Origin of the sequence: Pedobacter sp. KBS0701, from assembly GCF_005938645.2 — a bacterium.
Taxonomy (GTDB): domain Bacteria; phylum Bacteroidota; class Bacteroidia; order Sphingobacteriales; family Sphingobacteriaceae; genus Pedobacter.
Genome location: NZ_CP042171.1, coordinates 1,791,211 through 1,811,688 on the forward strand (window position 1 = coordinate 1,791,211; position 20,478 = coordinate 1,811,688).

Genomic DNA, 20,478 nt, shown 5'->3' on the forward strand with positions numbered 1-20,478 from the left:
AGGCTCAACGTGACAAATTCTAGGTTAAATAGCGATTTAAGATATAGCCTCTTGTTTTTTTCGTATTGCAAGGTTGAACGATAGCTTGTCTGGCTCGTTCAGGGAAGCAATCTTTTAATTGAAGGCATATTACTTGAAAATGAGCATTTAATCGTTCTTAGGGCTTGCAGTCCCGCTTTCGCTTATAGTCCTCGCTATGCTCCGGGCTATTCCGCTCAATCAGGTTTAGAAACAAAGGTTTGTGCACCCTGCAACCCAACAAATGAAATACTGTTTTGGCCATTTAGCTCCGGTTGCAGCATTACCCTGCAGCAACGAGGCACGAGGCAGCGAAGCGTATAAGCGTAAAACGGGCAGAAATTAGTTGTTCACAGTAGAGGCCTTGCGCTCCAAATAAAATGATGCCCTTTAATCAGGAAATAAGCGGTTCGTGCTACTATATAAGCATGTTCCCGCTTTTCGTTGGTATTGCCGGCATGGAGCCTGCAGCTACCACTGCAATACGGGTTTAGGAACAAAGGTTTGTGCACCCAGTAACTCCGAAAATGAAATATTATATTTGGCATTTAGTTTTATCTATATTTACCTGAAGCATATTATATTAAATACTTATAGCTATGGAAGCCTCTTTAAGCGAACAGCGTTTAACTTTTTTAAGGCAGTCAATTGGCAAGGTCATTACCAATTCGCCTTCTAACTTTATGAACTGGCTGGCGCCTGTTTTAGTTAAAGCAGAGCATGGCATATTGATTTGCCAGTATACCATCCGTAAAGAAATGACCAATCCTTATCAAATTTTACACGGGGGCGTAACAGCAGGCATTATAGATGATTTAATTGGTGCAACAGTTTTTACTATGGGATTAAATGAACGGTATACTACTGTAAATAATTATATCGATTATTTTGCTACAGCCAGCGAAGGCGACGAAGTTGTTGCAGAAACCTCGATTGTAAAAAGAGGACGAACAATATTAAATCTGCAATGCGAAATATTTTTACCCTCAAAAAAGCGTTTAATAGCTAAAGGTTATTCCAATATGTTAAACATAGGTTAAGTCTTTTCTGTTAGCTTAAGAATTAATTATTAATTCCTTTAAATTGACGAAACATTCTCGTTTATAATTTGTTGTAAATTAACCAAAAATATAATGAGCCATGTTAGAAAATTATTCCACCCTGCAATTCAATGTGAGAGGCAAAATTTTTAAGGGATTTTGCATGCGTATTCAAGATGATTTTCACGAAACTTATGCCGTTGTTTTAGATGGCTACCATTCTTTCTGTATCTGGCTGGATAATAAAACAGAAAAATGGTGTGCTTCAAAAAACGTAGCAATTGATCCTGATGCTATTGATGAAATCATTACCAGGATATCTATTCCGCAACCATCTTGCTAATATTACGTAATAAAAATACTTTAGCATAAATCTTATAGCTGACCTATAGGATTTATGCTGCTTTACTCTTTATTCTCTTCTTTTTCCTGAATTGTCATTCTGAATGAAATGAAGAATCTTTAAAAGAAGGCGAATGGAAGGATTTGCAACTTTTTCCTGAATGAATACTCTTGGTGCGTATTGACTATTAAAACAGATTGCTTCGCTGATGAAGAATTTATTTCGCAATGACGACAAGGAGCTTGATACACCAATGCCTAATAAACCAATGACTAATGAACGAACCTTACGCAAAAAACATATAACTGAGTGCAATCGCCGTACAAACCCCAACTAAATCAGCCAATAACATCGAGCCGATAGCGTAACGCGTATTTTTAATGCCAACAGAGCCAAAGTAAACTGCTACTACATAAAAAGTGGTATCAGAAGCACCCTGAAAAACACCGGATAGCTTACTGGCAAATGAATCTGGTCCGCTTGAAATCATGGTGCTTACCATCATTCCCCGGGCAGCACCACCACTTAAAGGCCTGATTAAGGCTGTGGGTAATGCATCAACAAATTTGGTGTCGGCTCCAAAAAATACAAACATGTTTTTAATCCCGCTCATGATCACATCAAAGGTTCCGCTGGTTCTCAACATGCTTACGGCCACTAAAATTCCAACTAAATATGGGATAATTTTAAGTGCGGTCTCAAATCCGCCTTTGGCTCCATCGATAAATGCGTCAAAAACATCTATTTTTTTATAGAGCGCGCCCAATACAATCAATAAAAAGATCAATAAAATTATTCCGCCGCTTAATAAGCCTGAAAATGATTTTATACTTTCCGCATTTAATTTGCTCACATACCAAACCAGTAAGCCTACAACAGCAGAAATACTGAGTACCCAGGTAATGATAACAGGTTGAAGTAAGTTTATCTTTTGTTTAAAGGATACAATGAGCATGGCGGCCATGGTGCCAACAAAAGTTACAATTAAACATGGGATGAAAATATCAGTTGGGTCTTGCGCATTTTGAGTTGACCTGATGGCAATTACACTAACAGGAATTAGACATAAACCAGCAGCGTGCAGGCATAAAAACATAATCTGCGAATTACTGGCAACATCTTTATTTGGATTAAGCTCCTGCAAACTTTCCATCGCCTTTATACCAAATGGAGTGGCTGCATTATCTAAACCTAATAAATTGGCAGAGAAATTCATGATCATGTGTCCCATAGACGGGTGCCCTTTTGGAATTTCGGGAAAAAGTTTCGAAAAGAAAGGGCCAATAATCCTGGATAATAAACGGATGCCACCTGCTTTTTCGGCAATGCTCATTAAGCCCATAAATAAAGCCAATGTTCCGATCAATTTAATACAAAGATCAACCGCAATCCAGCAGGTTTCAATAATGCCATCTAATTTTAAAGGATTTAAGGGGTCGGATGATTTACCGATTACCATCCAGTTAAAAATATCGCTATGTCCGAAAAAGAAACATTTAATACTCGCTACAACGATAGCCACAATAATAAATGCCGACCAAATTCTGCTTAATGCCATTAGGGTTGCTTAGTTTTATTTGAAGGGGTTAAAATACCGCTTTTAAGCGAAAGTTCATAGTGGAGATGTCTGGAGTCGGTAGTCTTTAGTCCGAAGTTGGATTCTGCATACTAAATAATGGTACATGGTCAATAGTCAAGTAGTTGATAGCCTGCTTATTCAGAATATTTGACTAAGAGCTATTCGCAATGAAATCATCAACTCAAAATAAAAAGTCCATGGCCAGTATTAAATACTCCTAACCATGGACTTCTGACTCCGGACTTGGGAGTAACTAAGGTTTATCTTCTGTTAATTCAAAACCCCAGGTTTTTCCTTTTTCAGTAGCAGGGATTCCGCTTGTCATCCAGGCCGGGGCTTTTGCCCCTTTTAAATAATAGTCGAAAAATTGTTGTTCGCGAATTTGAATATCCTTACGGTTCTGGCGTTGAACCAGGTTGTGTGCCTCACCATTATAGTTTAACATCCAAACAGGTTTACCTAAACGGCGCAGAGCGGTAAACATTTCGATACCCTGATACCAGGGCACGGCACCATCTGCATCATTAGCCATGACCACAACAGGCGTATTAACCTTTGGAAACATAAATAGTGGAGAGTTTTCGATATATAATTCTGGTTTTTCCCAAAGTGTTGCACCAATACGGCTTTGTGTTTTCTCGTACTGGAACTGACGGTTCATACCGGTTTCCCAACGGATACCTCCATAAGCAGAGGTCATGTTAACTACAGGTGCTCCCGCCCAGGCAGCAGCATACATATTGTTTTGGGTAATGAGGTAAGCCACCTGGTAGCCACCCCAGCTTTGGCCCTGAATACCAATTTTACTACCATCTACCCAACTATTTTTCTTCAGACTTTCCACACCCGAATTGATGAATTCAACTGCTGACTTACCTGGGTGACCAGTTTCGTAGCTAATATCTGGCGCAAATACCAGGTAGCCGTTACTTACGAAGTAAGAAATATTTAAGCGGGATGGAGTAGGGGCCGGCGCTTGATAAGTATATAAGCCATCTGTTAGTTTTTCGTAGAAATAAGCGATCATCGGATACTTCTTATTTGGATCGAAATTTTCCGGTTTGTATAAAATACCTTCGGCCTTATATCCCTTTGGTGTAGTCCACTTAACCAATTCAGCAGTACCCCAATTGTAGTCTTTTTGCTGAGGGTTGGTATTGCTTAATTTTGTTTCAGTTTTGAAATCGGTGGTGATATAAACATTTGGCGATTCTACATAATTGGCTTTATCGTAAATGTAAATATCAGCATCTTTAGCTTTTACCAGGTTGGAGTATTTAAATTTAGCCATTACAACCAGTTCAGGCGCTTTAGATGAACCTACGTTGGTGCGATAAAAACCGTTTTCTTTTGTCAAATTGTTAAAGCCATCTAACCAAACTATTTCATTTGTTTTTACAAATTTGCTGTCTGCATTGCGTTCAAACCTGTTATCCTGTTGTACTCTTTCATAACGGAAAGTAAGGTTATTGGCCCTTCCGAAACCGGCGGTAATATTTTTTGGTGCCGCTTTTCCATCAGGAGAGAACGACCAGATATCATATTTATCGTAAATTAATACAGCCTTATCGCCTTCAGTCCAGGTGGCTAAACCATAAGCAGAAGGTAAATCGGGTACGTCGTTTTCTTCATCAACAAATTTTTCAGTTAATCCGGCAGTTAGTACGGTTAATTTGCCCGTGGTTATGTTATAAGTATTCCAGCTACCTGCTTTTCTATCAAAATATAAAACATAGTTTCCGCCAGGAGACGCCATAGCATATCCGCTTAAATTATCAATGATTTTCTTTTTCTGACCGTTTTTAGTGTCAACTAAATAGTAATCTTTTGTGGTAGAACCACTCCATTGTGATTCGATTCTACGACCATAGTCTGTAGATGCTAAAACCATATTGGCATCACCTTCCGCAATGATATTGGCATCCGGTAGTTTTAGGTCTGTTAATGGAATTACTTTAGGATCGCTGCTGTAAACATCAATAACGGATAAATAGCTTTTTTTGCTGTCCCTATCCGCATTTTTAAGCTGCATCGGCTGTAGATAATCATCTTTGTAGTTCCAAACATCAACTTTTGCCACTTCGAAATCTACGATTGTAGTATCTTTTGGCTTTTTAATGGGAGAGATGCCAAAAAATAATTTCTTGCCATCTTTACTGAAAATTATCTTTCCATCGCCATTCACAGACCATTTTGCAGGTAAGCCCGGCATATCAAAATCTACCAGTATCTGCGCCGTATCAAGTGTTAAAGAGTTGTAATAAATATTGTAATCTTTTATTTCTTGTTTCTCCGGACTTTGCTCACCCACAAAAGCAACATGTTCGCTTTCCTCATCAAAAGTGAAGTTTTTAAAACTTCCTTTCCCTTTAATCAAGGTTTTTAATGTGCCTTTTTCTGTATTGAGTAAGAATACACCTTGAGCTGCCGTTTTGTCCTTTTTAGATCCACTGCAGGCAAAAACCAACTGTTTGCCGTCTTTACTAAAATAATAATCGGTGACGAATTTATAGGTTTTATCTGTGCCTGTTAAAAGGTTTTTTACCACAAGATCGGTTCCCTCTTCAGTTTTGTCTTTTCCGGCAGGTTCATCCTCAGCAAAATCAGTTTCGCCATCTTTTTTATCAGCAGGCTTTACCGTTTTCTTTGCTGTATCTGGCTTTTCAGTTAAATAGGCCATTACACCAGCGCCTTCTTCAGGGAATTTGAAAGATTTTACCCTTGCTACTTTTGTAACGGCACTGGTAGTGAGGCTGAGGATCCCTAATGAATCTTTTGGCAATTCATCTGTCTTTTTCTTTTTAATTTTAGCCTGGCGCAAATCTTTATTTAATGGACGGATGTTAAATGCCGCGAACTTGGAATCATTGCTAAATTGCGGGTTCATCCCTCTTGGGATATTTATCTTTGCATTTGTTTTAATATTAGTAAGATATAATTGTGCATCTCCTTCTTGCTGTAAGATATTGTACATAGCCCATTGACCATTATTTGATAATTGCTTTGTGCCTACTGATTCCCAGGTATCATATACCGAATGATCTAGAGGTTTCTTTTGTGCGTAGGCAAAGCTGACAACGAAAAACAGAATAATTGTTAGTCTCTTTTGCATTTTTTAATTTATTAATTTGTTGGTTGAGATTTAATCTTCTAAAATTGGAATTTTTTAGCTTATTAGGAAACTTGTATACCAAATATTACAATAAAAAGGTGTTTTTGAAGAGACTAAATGGAACTAGTCTGGAGAGGCAGAGGTCGGGGGCCTAAAAGTTTAAGCTGTGTAGGCCAAACGCCTCACGCGTAGCGCCCTTAGTTCCATGCCCTCTGCTCAAAACTAAAAACCCCCGATTGCTTTAAGCAATCGAGGGTTGTGGTATCATTAAAGGCTAAATTATTTTTTAGCTTGTTGTTGCTGACGCATATAGTCATCTAAACGCTGCTGGAATTTAGATTTTTTCTTTTTTTCATCAGCTGGTCTGGCTTTGTTTTGCTGGATTAGCGCATGGATTTTCTCATCGTCAACCATTCTACGAATTAAGAACTGCTGTCCGAAAGTCATTAAGTTGGCTAAGAAATAATAATAGTTTAATCCGGCAGGGTAGCTGTTTAATACACCTAAGAAAATAACCGGCATAATGTAACCAATATATTTCATCTGACCGGTAGCACCTGAAACCTGGTTATTGAAATAAGTCATAATCAATGTAGAGATGGTCATCAATACACACATTAAACTTAAGTGATCGCCAATGAAAGGAATTTTTACGCCAAATTTGATAAACTCATCATAAGTTGATAAATCTTTCATCCAAAGGAAACTCTCGCCTCGTAACTCAAACAAGTTAGGGAAGAAGAAGAAGAAAGCCATAACCAAAGGCAATTGAAGCACCATTGGTAAACATCCTCCTAAAGGATTTACGCCAGCTTTCTTATATAATTTTAAATATTCCTGTTGAACCAATGTTGGGTTATCTTCGCCTACCTTAGCTTTAATTTCGTCCATCTCTGGTTTCAATACCCTCATTTTAGCCATTGATAAGTATGACTTGTAGGTAAGTGGCGATAAAGCAAGTTTTAACAAGATGGTTAATACCAGAATGATCAAGCCGTAGTTCCAGTTAAAACTGTTTAAGAAATTAAATACAGGCAATACAATAAAGCGGTTAATGTATTTCAATGGCCAGTAGCCCATATCAACCTGCTGCTCTAAATCATATCCCTGCGCTTTTAAAGTAGAGAATTTGTTTGTTCCGAAATAGAATTCCATTTCGTAAACCTGGTTGGCTGTATGTACATAAGGCAATTGCATATTGGCATCATAAAACTTTACCTGCCCAGGAGCAGTTGGGATTTTAACTTCTAAACTTCCTTTTTCGAAAGCTTGTTTCGAGATTAAAGAAGCGGAGAAAAAGTGTTGTTTGAAAGAGAACCACTGAATTTTACCTTTTGATAATTCTTCTTTTTCATCTTTAGAAACACTTAGGTGGTTAACATCACCATCTAAATATTTGTAGTATGGTGCAGAATAACGGTGCTCACTTTCGATGGATTTTTCTTGTTGTAATAAAATAGTAGACCAGTTTAAACCAATCGTATTGCCTGCAATTACTTGTTGTAAACCAACTACATTAACATTGAAAGCTACTTTGTTGCTCAAAGCCTTTAAATCGTAAACATATTCTACGTAAGCATTAGCACCATAATTGGCACGCATGGTAACCGTGTTACCTGTTTTTGTCGAAGTAAAATATAAATCGTTGGTATTAATTACCTTACCAGCTGCATTTAAACTTAAACCAAACTTGTTTTCGCTACCAGCAAATAAAATAAGTGGTTTACCCGTAAAGGTTTTCTGTCCTTTAACTTCAACAGATGTAATTTTACCACCTTTATTACTTAAAGTGATTAATAAATTTTCGTTTTCTAAAACAGTATTGGCTTCAGTACCGGTTATGGCGCTACCAAAAGGGCCTTTTAAGGCTAAGGAATCTACAGCCGGATTAGCAATCGCTGCAGTTTTGGTGGTATCTTTTTGCGCAGGTGTTACACCAGCTTTTTTCAAAGAATCTAAACGCTCTGTTTCTTTGGCTTTTTTCATTTCAGCCTCGTTCGGCCTCAAAAAGTAGAATGATCCTGCCAAAATGATCATAATCAGGAACAGTCCTGTAAAGGTATTTCTATCCATTATTTATGTTTGTACTGCTTTTAATTCGTTTTCTTTTTTGCAAACTCCATCGCAGCGGCGACAAATTTAACAAAAAGTGGGTGAGGATTAGCAACTGTTGATTTTAATTCTGGGTGAAACTGCCCGCCAACGAAAAAAGGATGATTTTTAAGCTCTACAATTTCAACTAAATTGGTTTGCGGATTCATACCTGAAGCAATCATTCCTGCATCTTCATATTGCTTTAAATAAGCATTGTTAAATTCATAACGGTGACGATGACGCTCGTTGATATGAGATTTACCATAAATAGAAAAAGCCTTTGTTCCTTTTTTAATATCGCAAGGATAAGAGCCTAAACGCATGGTTCCACCTTTATTGGTTATTTTTTTCTGCTCTTCCATCATGTTAATTACCGGATTTGGCGAATTTTCTTCAATTTCTGTCGTGTGTGCGTCTTTCAAACCTAAAACATTACGGCCAAATTCGATAACTGCACATTGCATACCCAAACAGATTCCGAAGAAAGGAACGTTGTTTTCGCGAACATATTTGATGGCATCAATTTTACCCTCAATACCGCGGCTGCCAAAACCTGGCGCCACTAAAACACCTTGTAAATGACTCAATTTCTCTTTGACGTTATCCGGGAAAATACCTTCCGAGTGGATATATTCTACCCTGACTTTACATTCGTTTCTCGAACCTGCGTGTACAAAAGATTCGATAATTGATTTATAAGCATCAGGTAATTCTACATATTTACCAATCAAGCCAATTTTTACTTCGGCAGTTGGGTTTTTTAAACGGCCCAGAAAATCTTTCCAGCTTTCCATATCCGGATCGTTTTTGGTAGGCAGTTTTAATTTCGATAAAACAGTTTTATCCAGTTGCTCTTTTAACATCAACAATGGCACATCATAAATAGTAGATGCATCCATCGATTCGACTACCGCATTGATGTTAACGTTACAAAATAATGCAATTTTTTTTCTGATATCAGGGCTGATGTGGTGTTCTGTTCTACAAACCAGTATATCTGGCTGTATTCCGTATTCCAAAAGGGCTTTAACGGAGTGTTGTGTTGGTTTAGTTTTTAATTCACCTGCAGCAGCTAAATAAGGAACCAGGGTTAAGTGTATAACAATGGCATTAGTACTGCCTTCTTCCCACTTAAACTGACGAACAGCTTCGATAAATGGCAGAGATTCAATATCGCCAACTGTCCCTCCAAGTTCAGTAATCACAATGTCGTATTCACCACTTTCGCCCAAAATGCGCATGTTGCGTTTAATCTCGTCGGTAATATGTGGAACAACCTGCACCGTTTTACCTAAATATTCGCCTTTACGCTCTTTGTTAATTACGTTTTGGTAAATGCGGCCAGTAGTAATGTTATTTGCCTGCGAAGTTGGAACATTAAGGAAACGCTCATAATGACCAAGATCCAGGTCGGTTTCAGCACCATCTTCAGTTACAAAGCACTCTCCATGCTCATAAGGGTTTAATGTTCCTGGATCGATATTAATGTACGGATCGAATTTTTGAATGGTTACACGGTAGCCACGTGCCTGTAAAAGTTTAGCTAAAGATGCGGAAATGATGCCCTTACCTAAAGAGGAAGTTACACCGCCCGTAACAAAAATATACTTTGTCATGATTGATAATTTGTGGAATTAACCAGGCTTTTTAGGTCTGGTTAATTGTTTTTGTACGGGATACAAAGGTACAAAAAAATTATCGCTCGTTAGATACTTGCCCGAATATTTTTTAAGTGCATTATGTCTTTGATATTGACTGGTTTAAGGAAAAACACCGGTTTAAAGTATCAGCGTATAAAGTTCTTTTTTAATATCTTCTATCTTTCTGGGATTCTTTTTATCATCATAACGGGTATAGAGGTCGACCATTTTTTTGAAATCTTTTTCTGTGTCGGTTCTCTTTCCCTTTGCCGGAGCTACGATGTTTAAGATCGGAACATTTTTCGCTTCCACTTTTGTGGCAAACCAGGTGGTGTTGTAACGTGGTATAGCCAAACCTAATATCATTCCTGGTAAACCGGTAAATCCCTCCGGGCCACCTTTTAATAAAATTTCATCAGTATAAAAGGCCACCACTGTAACAGAATCGTTTATTACGGTTGTCGCTTTACGGCATTCATAACCTGCAATTTGGCGCACATCATGCATAATTTTCCATTGGAGATGGGGGATAGTATCTTTTAAAATGAAGTCTTCACCACTTACTGGTTTTCTGATTACCCTTGCTTTTTTACTAAAATCGGTATACATTTCATTGGTATTCTCACCAGCAATAAAAAAGAAATTATTGTCGTTTAAGGTTTCCTTCGGTTTAGCCTTATATATGGAGCTACTATCGTTAAAACTATAATGCCAGCTGGAAGTCCTGTACTTGCTCATTTTATCTTTAGCATCGTCTGATATCCAATCGTTTTCTGCAATTTGTTGCTTCTGGTTTATCTTTTTTTCAAATGTTATTTTTGCACTTCTGATGAAAACAGTTTGTGCCCTGATTATTGTAACTGCAAAAAATAAAATTATGCTTAATCCTAAATGTTTCATCTGACGTTATTTTTTGTCTTGTTTAACAAAGTTTCCGGTTAAATTATAGGTGACACCGATCAGTACATACCTTGGAATAAAACTGTTGGTATTCTCACTAATATTGTTACCGCCAACGTATCGATTGTAACCGATCCTTTCGGCTAAAATATCTGAAATCGCTACTTTTAATTCCAGTTCCTGAGCTTTAAGCATCTTCTTTGATAAATAGGCATTCCAGATAGCAACATTTACCGGCCTGCTGAACGAAGTGTTGGCAGGTTGGTATGATAATGATATTGAGGTGTTGAATTCGGTATTGTATGGCAGTTCGATGGTACCGGAAATTTCATGGTTATGGTAAAAGTTTTTACCATTATTTATGGAGCCGATAGATGAGCGGCTGTTTGAAAAGGTAAAGGATGGATCGTACTGAATTTGAAGTTTATCGCTATAGTAACTCAAGCGTGGGCGTAAACTGATACTATTGTTTACATTTTCATTCAGTTTATTGTTTAAAATAGAAACCGAGTTTGAATGGTTATAACTGGCATTTAAGCCTGTACTAAAATTAATCTTGCTGAAACTTTTATTAAAACTTGCGCCGGCGTAAAAATTGTTATTACCATTTAGATTGATGTAACTGCTGGTGGTTTTGTTTACCTCATCTACAGTACTCGTACTCACTACTGCATTTTTAGTAAAACTGTAGCCTCCATACACGTATGCGTACATTTCCGATTTTTGCTGGTAGGTATTTAAGTTAAAGCCAAAATTATTGTTGAACGATGGTTTTAAATTTGGATTACCTTTTATTTCGTAAAGTGGATTGTTTATTTGTCTGATCGGTTGTAATTGGTCTAAGCCAGGCTGTCGCGTATTTCCGTTATAGTTTAAGGATACACTTGTATTTTTTCCGAGTTTATAGTTAAGATTACTTTGTGGTGCCCAGTTTAAGTAATTTCGGTTAAATTTGTTGCTTCGGTCTAAATCATTCAGCTCGAATGTTGTTTGTGTAGCTTCTGCACCACCAGACAAAGTAAATTTCTTTGCCCGATATTGTAATACCACCTTGCCTATATTCGAAAAATTATTAAAATCGAAATTATTACTTAGCGAATCGATCCGTTTATTATTTAATGATTTATCGAAAACCAGTTTATGACTATTGGAGTTTACCGTTTTAAAGCTATAGGCGGTTTGCAAGGAGAATTGTTTGTTCAAAGGTTCAGTATATGATATTCTTGCGCCAAGTGACGTTTCCTTGCCTGAATTATCATTGAGAAAGTCCTGAGTGATTGGCGGCCCTTTTGATACACCATTGTCATCATAATAATTGGTGACACTTTTACTGTTGCCGAGACTGGTGCCGTTTTTGGTTTCTGGTTGTAAATCGATAGACAGCGTTCTTCCTTTTTTGGCAAACTTTTTTGAATAATTGATATTGCCGTTAAACAGATTGTCAACTCCGTTGCTGTTGTTTGTTTGATCACTATTATTTACAAAAAAACCTTCACCGTTTTTGGTTTCGTTTGTGCTGGTGTACTCATTATTGTTTTTGTTTTTACTCGTGGCAAATGATATTTTTAATGTAGAAAGCGAGTCTATCTTAACATCCACACTTCCTTTTAAACTTTGTCCCGTACTTTTAGTTTCACTGTTTGTGCTGCCGGAACTAAAGAAATTTGTTCCATTAGGCAATAGTGACTGGTTTTTATATGTTGTTCTATCTATGATATCCCGATTATTGCCTTTATAATTTAGTTTCAGGCCTACTTTATTTTCATTCCATTTATCGGAGAAGTGTGCACCATAACTGGTGATATCAGGCAAGCCGTTTGTTGGCGAAAAACCATCATCATCTCTGTTGCCGTACATAATCATAACGGTACTGCCATCATCGCCAACTTCAATTAAATCATAATCATTTCCTTTTAATTTGCTCATGGCGGCACTTGCCTTCGAATCCTGATTGATATTGGAGTTAAATCCAAATACTGCCGCTTTTAATTTGCTTTTATAGATGCCGGCCATGCCGCCAATGTTTTTAAAATGATTTAAGTCACTGTTCGCATCCAGAGTGCTGAGATAGCCGTTTTTGGCATTCTCCTTGAGTTTGATATTCATCACCTTCTCTTTGGCATCACCCTCTTTTATTCCTGATAACTCTTCTTCTTTGGTTTTTTTGTCGTAAACCTGAACTTCACTAACTGCATTCGCCTTTAGGTATTTCTGAGCCAAAAGCGGATCGTCGCCAAAAAATTCTTCTCCATCAACCAAAAGCGTATTTACGTCTTTTCCACCTGCTTTTATTGCACCATCTTTATCTACCTCAATTCCAGGTAATCGCCTTAACAGATCCTGTAAATTGGCATGTGGTTTTACCGCAAAACTATCTGCCTGGTAGGTTATCGTATCGCCTTTCATGCTAATGGCCTGTTTTTGTGCCTTTATTGTCACCTCATTCAAAAGTGTGGCCTTACTGTCCATTGTAATATGGCCAAGATTAAATTTCGAGGAATCTGACAATTGGATATCCCTGATGAAATCGGCCATTTTTGGGAAGGTGATGACTAAAGTATAATTGCCTTTTTTTAGGTTCGATAATTCGAATTCGCCATTGGCCCTGGCCCGCGTATCTTTAACTAAAACGGAATCTTTGCTTGATATCAGCAGGATAGAACTGTTTTGTAATTTTCTTTTCTCAACGGTATCGACCACAACGCCTTTTATGCTTGCTTTTTGTGCCAGTGCTGGAAAAAATAATAATGAAAAAATAAAAACCGTGAATAGTTGCTTGAGCATGTATGTTGTAGAGAAACGTTAAATAATTTGTGTTTGGTTCAATGCTCTAAAGTACAACTATTTATTTAGTTTAAAAATAAATATTAAAATATTTTTTTGTGGCGAAACAGAGGAGGGAAAGCTTAAAACGCAGAATGATAGTATTTTATTCCCCTGCCGCCAAAATCAGTTTTTTGATGAGTACAATCTGTCCTAAATGATAATAACTGTGTTCAATTACAGCTTCTAAATTCCGCAGGTAAGTGCCATACTTTTCGTTTACAAATACCTCATCAAATTGTTCTTCCGGCATTTTTTCTACTGCGTTAGCAAAAACTGAAGCATTGTCAAATAATTCAGAAGCTAGTTTATTCCAATCAGCTTCCGAATGTATAGGTGGAAGATCGAAACTATATTGGTCTTTAATTTCCAGCACACCACCATTAAACACAGTTAAAATTCCGGCTAAATAATAATTGATATGATAGGTTAGGGTCGCGATGGTATTTAAATTTTCTACCTGATGGGTGGCCTGTTGCCAATTGATGCTTGCTAACTGATCTCTATAATTGGTATTAGCTATCCAATAACCATTTAAAAAAATCTCTCTTAAGCGATTTGCAATAAAATCAGATTTTTTCATTGCTAAACTTTTAAATATTTTTGATTAACAGCAATTATAATAAATTTTCACTTTCTGCTCTTTCTCGCTCCAGGCAATGTAAATGTTGTTTTCTTTACCCAAACGGTATTTGAAGCCATTTAAACCTGATTTTTTTAGCTCTTCATAAAGAGCCTTATCCGGGGTATATTTATCAGCCTTATCTTCAGGCATTACTGCAGGTTCAAGAAAATTATCATCGCTGAAAAAGTCGTCTGCAATGGTTTTTAAGAAAATAATCTGGTCTTTCTCTTTAGAAAGGTCAACATTTGGGTCGGTATTGTTAACCAGTTCTGTTCCCTTAATTTTAGCATTGTAAATCTCTTTTCCCTCTGCATTTTTGATGGTGAAATTCAACACCATTTCTTCGGGTTTCCTGCCGGTAAGTTCTATCTTGAAAGTGTCCAGACGTTTTAAATCAGAAAAAGATTTAGCCAGGCTTTGGTTCACATTTTTAAATTCAATGGCAGTGCTTTCCTTTTTATCTTTCGAATTACAGGCAACAAGTGCTAATAAACAGATGGTAACAAAGAGCGGTATATTTCTCATATTCAAAACTACAAATTTTATGTTTTAGTTCAGGTCCGTATTTTATGATATTCGTTAAATTTAGAAAGAATAGCCAATAGATAACCACAATTGAAAGTCGAAATAACCACCAGGAAGCTTATTTTCTAAATTATTTTGAATATGATAATAATCTCCGTAACCCAGGCCTGTCAAACCCTCTAAAAGAAAATGTTTTCCAGGAATAAAGATACCCCAAATGTTCCGCCATAACGTAAAGAATTCGCTTTGAAATCCCTGTCATGACCCCAGCTAAAAAAGCCGGTATTGTCTACCGTGCCATGCGACACCACTGTTTTGTTCAGGTTTCCAAAATAGGCACCATAGAAAGCGTTAGCTTCTTTATTTTTAATTGGCCTGAGGTATTTTTTCGCCCGGAGTAAAAAGCCATTATAGTGGTAATAGTCGCGATAACCGAAGTTTTTAATTTCGCCAAAAGTATAAGCCGCTTCCAATCCATAAAGATTAGCAAAGGTTTTTTCTACAGATAGGGTAGGCCTTTTCGCCACTAAATTTAAGACATTGGTTTTTACAATTAATCCAGCCGGTTGCCTGGCAAAAATCGCATTACCATACACAATAGCGATAATTAAGAGTGTTTGCTTTGTCATAGATAAACTAAAATACTAAAATATTAGCGAAGCCATTAAATGTTATTGGATAATATCATTTTGTTCTTATATTTGCGTAACTGATTACGTAACTGATTTTATTGTGAATTTTTTTGAAGAAGTAGGCAAAGTAGCTATAGGTAGCAGGTTAAGAATGTTAACTGATATGGTGACTGAAGACGCTGCACAGATTTATAAATTGTATAATATTGATATGCAGCCCAAGTGGTTTCCTGTATTTTATGCTTTGGTTCAGGAGAAAGAAAAAACGATTACTGAACTGGCTAAAGATATTGGCCATTCTCATCCATCTGTGAGCAAAATCATCAGTGAGATGCTGAAAAAAGGTTATGTTAAAGAAAGTAAAGACAAAACCGACGGACGAAGAAATGTAGTGAGCCTTTCTAAAAAAGGAGTGGAGATTTCAAAAAAAATAAAAGATCAGCTGGTTGATGTAAATGCCGCTATTGAAGAAATCTCGGCACAAGCGCAGCATAACCTTTGGGAAGCAATAGGGGAATGGGAGTTTTTATTGGAGCAGAAAAACTTGTTGAGAAGGGTAATGGAAAAGAAAAAGGAAAGAGATAGTTTAAAGGTTGAAATTGTAGATTACCTGCCCAAATACCAGGTAATATTCAGATCGCTGAATGTAGAATGGATTTCAGAGTATTTTACCATGGAAGAATCTGATTATAAAGCTTTGGATAATCCGCAGGGTTATATTTTAGATAAAGGAGGTTTTATATTAGTTGCACTTTACCAGGGTGAGCCTTTAGGCGTTTGCGCATTAATTAAAATGAACGATGGCGAATATGATTTTGAACTGGCCAAAATGGCCGTATCGCCAAAAGCCCAGGGAAAAAATGTAGGCTATTTATTGGCAAATGCTATTATTGAAAAAGCAAGGTCATTAGGTGCATCTAAAATTTATTTAGAAAGCAATACCATTTTAAAACCGGCCATAAATCTTTACCACAAATTGGGTTTTAAAAAAGTGGCAGGTAAGCCTACACCTTATGCGCGATGTAATATTCAGATGGAACTGGTGGTAAAATAGTCCGAAGTCGGTAGTCCGCAGTCTGAGGAAGATTAATCTCAAGTTATTAGCACTTGGCCATGAACCATCAAAATATCAACCATGAACCAACCAATGAACTAATGACTAATGAACCATAACCTTACTCGTGCTTCAGCGCATCCAATAGATTATTTAATTTTAGTAAATCTTCCGGAGTATCAATAGCAACTGTTTCAAGGTCGGTAACTTTTGTTTGGATATAAAATCCATTCTCGATCCAGCGCAGTTGCTCCAGGCTTTCAGCAATTTCTAAAGAAGAAGGTGGTAATTTGGTAATGGCTTTTAATGATTCGGTGCGGTAACCGTAAATCCCGATGTGTTTATAAAACTGGTGTTTTTCTGCCCATACGCCTGGTTCTCCGTTTCGGATAAAAGGGATTGGACTCCGGCTAAAATACATCGCCCGGCCATTTACATCAATCACCACTTTAGGACTATTGGGATTGTATACACTTTCCTGACTTTGAATAGATTTGATTAATGTTGCTAACTGTACTTTTTCTTCAGTAAAACAGCTTGTCAATAATTCAATTTGTGCAGGTTCGATAAAAGGTTCATCGCCCTGAATGTTGATCACAATATCAAATCCTGGTAATTGCTCAATCACTTCGGCACACCTATCGGTTCCGCTTTGGTGATCGGATGAAGTAAAGATAAGTTCTCCACCAAACCTTTTCACTTCATCTGCAATCCGTACATCATCGGTGGCAATTACTACTTTTGATAAGCTTTTGGCTTTCGATGCTTGTTCATAAACCCTTTGGATCATGGTTTTTCCGGCAATATCTACCAAAGGCTTTCCGGGAAAACGGGTAGAGGCATATCGTGCTGGAATAATGCCTATAATCCTTAAATCTTCAAGTGGGGACTTTAAGTTTTTATCGATCATATATTGTTGCTATAAAAATTGATAAAAAACAAATGTAAAGATCAATGCAACAATAATAAAAGATACAGGATGAGCAAAATTAAATGTCCACCCAAGCAATTTTATGCGCTTTGGAACAATTAACCTGGAGTCTTTTTTATTGAAATAAAAAGTATCCCATTTCCAGTTTTCTGGATTTTCATGCTCGAAATCTTTTTGCATATTTATCGCATTAAAAATTAAACCATTTATTATGAACTCAACTCCCTTTTACGGGCTGGGGATTAAAACAACCCGTTAATCTCTGCCTCAATCGATTGGATCACCGTACCTAAATCTTCAGGATTATTGGTGAAATCCAACTTGTCTTTATCTAAAATTAATAATTTGCCCAGGTTATAACCTTTTATCCAGGCTTCGTATTTTTCGTTCAGTTTAGAAAGGTAATCGATACGGATCCCTGCTTCGTATTCACGGCCACGGCGCTGGATATTATTAACCAATGTCGGTACCGATGCCCGTAAATAAACCAATAAATCCGGCGGTTTGATAAAAGAGGTAATATTATCAAAAATAGCACGGTAGTTATCATGATCCCGGGTAGTCATTAAAGCCATATCGTGGAGGTTCTCTGCAAAAATATGCGCATCCTCGTAAATGGTTCTATCCTGGATCACATTGCGTTTATTGACCTCAATATCCGTAATTTGCTGAAAACGGCTGTTCAGGAAATAAATCTGAAGATTAAAGCTCCATCGTTTCATGTCGCTGTAAAAATCTTCCAGATAAGGATTGTTGTCCACCGCCTCATATAAAGCTTCCCATCCATAATTCTTAGCCAATAAACCTGTTAAAGTGGTTTTACCGGCACCTATATTTCCTACAATTGCTATGTGCATCTTTTTTTGCGTTTTGCGGTGAGCGTTTTGCGATAGGCGATTATAACGCCAACCGCCTGTCGCTTACCGCAATATTAATTAAAAACTTTTAAACCCGATTAAACTGCGTACCTCTCTTATGGTTTTTTGTGCACTTTCACGAGCCTTTAATGCACCATGTTTAGCCACTTGCCTTAAGTAAGAATCGTCTTTGGCAATGTCCTGGATGCGCTCGCGCATTGGTGCGGTAGCAATGATCATATCTTCTGCCAGTTGTTTCTTGAAATCGCCGTAACGGATCTGCATTTTATTATACAGGTCGTCAAAATGCTGATGAGTATCTGCGCTCGATACCACTTTCATTAAGTCGAAAAGGTTCTGGATCGGTTCAGGTTTTGGTTGGTTCTCTTCTGTCGGACCACCGTCACTAACCGCTCTCATTACTTTTTTACGAATGGTTTCAGGATCATCAGATAGGTATACCGCATTGGCCTCACCTTCTGATTTACCCATTTTACCTTTTCCATCTAAGCCTGGTACTTTAACCAGTTTATCAGAGTAGCTAAAAGCATAAGGTTCTGGAAAATATTCTGTACTATACAATCTGTTGAAACGGTTTCCGAAAGTACGGGCCATTTCTAAATGTTGTTCCTGATCTTTTCCAACAGGTACTTTGGTCGCCTTATGGATTAAAATATCGGCTGCCATCAATACCGGATAGGTTAATAAACCCGCATTTACGTTATCAGGGTTGGCACGTACTTTATCTTTAAAAGAAGTACTACGCTCTAATTCACCCATATAAGCGTTCATGTTGAGGTATAAATATAGCTCCGCAATTTCGGGAACATCACTTTGTATATAAATGGTGCTGTTTTCTGGATCAATTCCACTTGCCAGATACTCCACCAAAACATGTTTGATATTTCCGTGTAAATCGGCTGGAGTAGGATGTGTAGTTAAAGAGTGTAAATCGGCGATAAAAAAGTAGCAGTTATATTCGTTCTGCATTTGCACGAAGTTTTTAACTGCACCATAATAATTACCCAAATGTAATTTTCCTGTTGAGCGAATGCCGCTCACCACTGTTTCTTTCATAATGGCACGAAATTAAAAATAAAATGTAAGCAATCCGCAAATCACCTTAATTTTCATGGTAAGAATTTTTAGTGTAGTCGTCATCTCGACCGTAGCGCAGCGTAGTGGAGAGATCTATGCTTATGCTTTTCATAGCGCTTGGTCTCTCATGCACAACTATACGGTATTTATAATTTGAAAATGAAAGTCAGCATTTCATCGGAGGCTTCAGTCCTTCTTTCCGTTGCAAGTCCTCGCTGCGCTGTGGGCTTTGCACTTCAATAAGGTTTATAAACAAATGTTTCTGCAAACATGGAGCCATTTTAACCTGCTAGCATCATCGAATCTAGAGTCTTCATCAAGCGGTCGTCATCTCGACCGGAGTTCCGTAGCTAAATCGTCATCTCGACCGTAGCGCAGCGCAGTGGAGAGATCTGTGAGCTGGTTCTTTCTGTTGGCCCTCACCACAATCTTGATCCTTAGTTTGAAATATCAAACTATTTTATATTTTTGGTATAACTATGATCCACTTTCTAAGGCAGGTACACCGGGTTTGGTTTTTATTCTGGATACTGTTTTTTTTCGCCCTCTTTTACCCCTTTTACTACATTACTTCACGTAATGAAAAATATTACGGTATTTTAAACTTTTGCCGTAAAGCCAATAGTTTTTTATGCAGTTTATTTTCAGGCGTTTTTTTTCGTTATCAATACGAGGAAAAACTTGATCCTAAACAAACTTATATTTATTGCGCCAACCATACCTCTAATCTGGATATTATGATTTTTTGCATCATGGGGCATGGTAAATTCCATTTTATGGGAAAAGATGAGTTATTGAATAATCCTGTATTGGGCATTTTCTTTAAAACAATTGATATTTCTGTGAACCGCGACAGTAAAATTTCAGCTTTTAAAGCCTTTAAAAAAGCTGGCGAAAACCTTGAAAAAGGGATGAGCCTGATTATTTTTCCGGAGGGCAAAATTGATGACCATTATCCACCAAAGTTAGGCGAGTTTAAAAATGGTCCGTTTCGTTTAGCCATTGATAAAAATATCCCCTTGGTGCCTGTAAGTATTGTCAATGTTTGGAAAATTAATTGGGATGATGGCGCAAAATACGGAAGTAAGCCAGGAATTTGCGATATTTACGTCCACAAACCTATAAAAACATTAACCCTGGTTGATGTTGATTCTGATATATTGAAAGAAAAGGTTTACAGTTTGATCGATAGTAAGTTAATATAGAT

At 37.3% G+C, this 20,478-nt stretch carries 17 protein-coding genes; 4 read left to right on the forward strand and 13 right to left on the reverse strand.

Annotation, left to right across the window (positions count from 1 at the left end; translation table 11 throughout):
• Positions 1-617: 617 nt before the first annotated feature.
• The gene (locus FFJ24_RS07000; RefSeq protein ID WP_138823828.1) at positions 618-1,058 is read left to right on the forward strand and encodes a PaaI family thioesterase; all 441 of its coding nucleotides are present in this window, start codon (positions 618-620) and stop codon (positions 1,056-1,058) included.
• Between the two features lie 163 nt (positions 1,059-1,221).
• Positions 1,222-1,401, forward strand: coding sequence for a hypothetical protein (locus tag FFJ24_RS07005; protein WP_138823830.1), 180 nt, complete (start codon positions 1,222-1,224; stop codon positions 1,399-1,401).
• Positions 1,402-1,687: 286 nt separating this feature from the next.
• On the opposite strand, the gene FFJ24_RS07010 is transcribed toward FFJ24_RS07005, so the two are convergent.
• The 9 genes from FFJ24_RS07010 to FFJ24_RS07050 all read right to left on the reverse strand — a co-directional run bounded on the left by FFJ24_RS07010 (position 1,688) and on the right by FFJ24_RS07050 (position 15,328).
• Positions 1,688-2,959 (reverse strand): nucleoside recognition domain-containing protein, encoded by a 1,272-nt coding sequence (locus FFJ24_RS07010; RefSeq protein ID WP_138823832.1) that lies wholly within the window; start codon positions 2,957-2,959, stop codon positions 1,688-1,690.
• A gap of 274 nt (positions 2,960-3,233) precedes the next feature.
• Positions 3,234-6,092 carry a prolyl oligopeptidase family serine peptidase gene (locus tag FFJ24_RS07015; RefSeq protein ID WP_138823834.1) on the reverse strand — a complete coding sequence of 953 codons (2,859 nt, stop codon included), beginning with the start codon at positions 6,090-6,092 and terminating at the stop codon, positions 3,234-3,236.
• A gap of 279 nt (positions 6,093-6,371) precedes the next feature.
• Positions 6,372-8,165, reverse strand: coding sequence for a membrane protein insertase YidC (gene yidC, locus FFJ24_RS07020; RefSeq protein WP_138823836.1), 1,794 nt, complete (start codon positions 8,163-8,165; stop codon positions 6,372-6,374).
• Between the two features lie 20 nt (positions 8,166-8,185).
• Positions 8,186-9,802, reverse strand: coding sequence for a CTP synthase (locus FFJ24_RS07025; protein WP_138823838.1), 1,617 nt, complete (start codon positions 9,800-9,802; stop codon positions 8,186-8,188).
• Between the two features lie 162 nt (positions 9,803-9,964).
• On the reverse strand, positions 9,965-10,726 hold the full coding sequence (locus FFJ24_RS07030) for a GLPGLI family protein (protein WP_138823840.1): 762 nt from the start codon (positions 10,724-10,726) through the stop codon (positions 9,965-9,967).
• Positions 10,727-10,732: 6 nt separating this feature from the next.
• Positions 10,733-13,510 carry an outer membrane beta-barrel protein gene (locus FFJ24_RS07035; RefSeq protein ID WP_138823842.1) on the reverse strand — a complete coding sequence of 926 codons (2,778 nt, stop codon included), beginning with the start codon at positions 13,508-13,510 and terminating at the stop codon, positions 10,733-10,735.
• A gap of 145 nt (positions 13,511-13,655) precedes the next feature.
• Complete coding sequence (locus FFJ24_RS07040; RefSeq protein ID WP_138823844.1) at positions 13,656-14,132, reverse strand: DinB family protein; 477 nt, start codon at positions 14,130-14,132, stop codon at positions 13,656-13,658.
• A 24-nt stretch (positions 14,133-14,156) separates the two neighbouring features.
• Complete coding sequence (locus FFJ24_RS07045) at positions 14,157-14,699, reverse strand: hypothetical protein (protein WP_138823846.1); 543 nt, start codon at positions 14,697-14,699, stop codon at positions 14,157-14,159.
• A 179-nt stretch (positions 14,700-14,878) separates the two neighbouring features.
• Positions 14,879-15,328, reverse strand: a complete 450-nt coding sequence (locus FFJ24_RS07050; RefSeq protein ID WP_138823848.1) for a hypothetical protein — start codon at positions 15,326-15,328, stop codon at positions 14,879-14,881.
• Positions 15,329-15,431: 103 nt separating this feature from the next.
• Here FFJ24_RS07050 and FFJ24_RS07055 point away from each other — a divergent pair, with 103 nt between their 5' ends.
• Positions 15,432-16,385, forward strand: a complete 954-nt coding sequence (locus FFJ24_RS07055; RefSeq protein WP_138823850.1) for a GNAT family N-acetyltransferase — start codon at positions 15,432-15,434, stop codon at positions 16,383-16,385.
• Positions 16,386-16,506: 121 nt separating this feature from the next.
• Here the strand turns inward: FFJ24_RS07055 and kdsB are convergent, their stop codons facing one another.
• The 4 genes from kdsB to trpS form a co-directional block, all read right to left on the reverse strand.
• The gene (gene kdsB / locus FFJ24_RS07060; protein ID WP_138823852.1) at positions 16,507-17,295 is read right to left on the reverse strand and encodes a 3-deoxy-manno-octulosonate cytidylyltransferase; all 789 of its coding nucleotides are present in this window, start codon (positions 17,293-17,295) and stop codon (positions 16,507-16,509) included.
• 9 nt (positions 17,296-17,304) lie between these two features.
• A complete protein-coding gene (locus FFJ24_RS07065; protein WP_138823854.1) occupies positions 17,305-17,496 on the reverse strand; it encodes a DUF5808 domain-containing protein in 192 nt (63 codons plus the stop codon).
• A 62-nt stretch (positions 17,497-17,558) separates the two neighbouring features.
• Positions 17,559-18,173 (reverse strand): deoxynucleoside kinase, encoded by a 615-nt coding sequence (locus tag FFJ24_RS07070; RefSeq protein WP_025144984.1) that lies wholly within the window; start codon positions 18,171-18,173, stop codon positions 17,559-17,561.
• 78 nt (positions 18,174-18,251) lie between these two features.
• Positions 18,252-19,250, reverse strand: coding sequence for a tryptophan--tRNA ligase (gene trpS / locus FFJ24_RS07075; protein WP_138823856.1), 999 nt, complete (start codon positions 19,248-19,250; stop codon positions 18,252-18,254).
• A 500-nt stretch (positions 19,251-19,750) separates the two neighbouring features.
• Between trpS and FFJ24_RS07080 the strand changes: the two genes are divergently transcribed.
• Positions 19,751-20,476, forward strand: a complete 726-nt coding sequence (locus FFJ24_RS07080) for a lysophospholipid acyltransferase family protein (protein ID WP_138823858.1) — start codon at positions 19,751-19,753, stop codon at positions 20,474-20,476.
• Positions 20,477-20,478 lie beyond the last annotated feature (2 nt).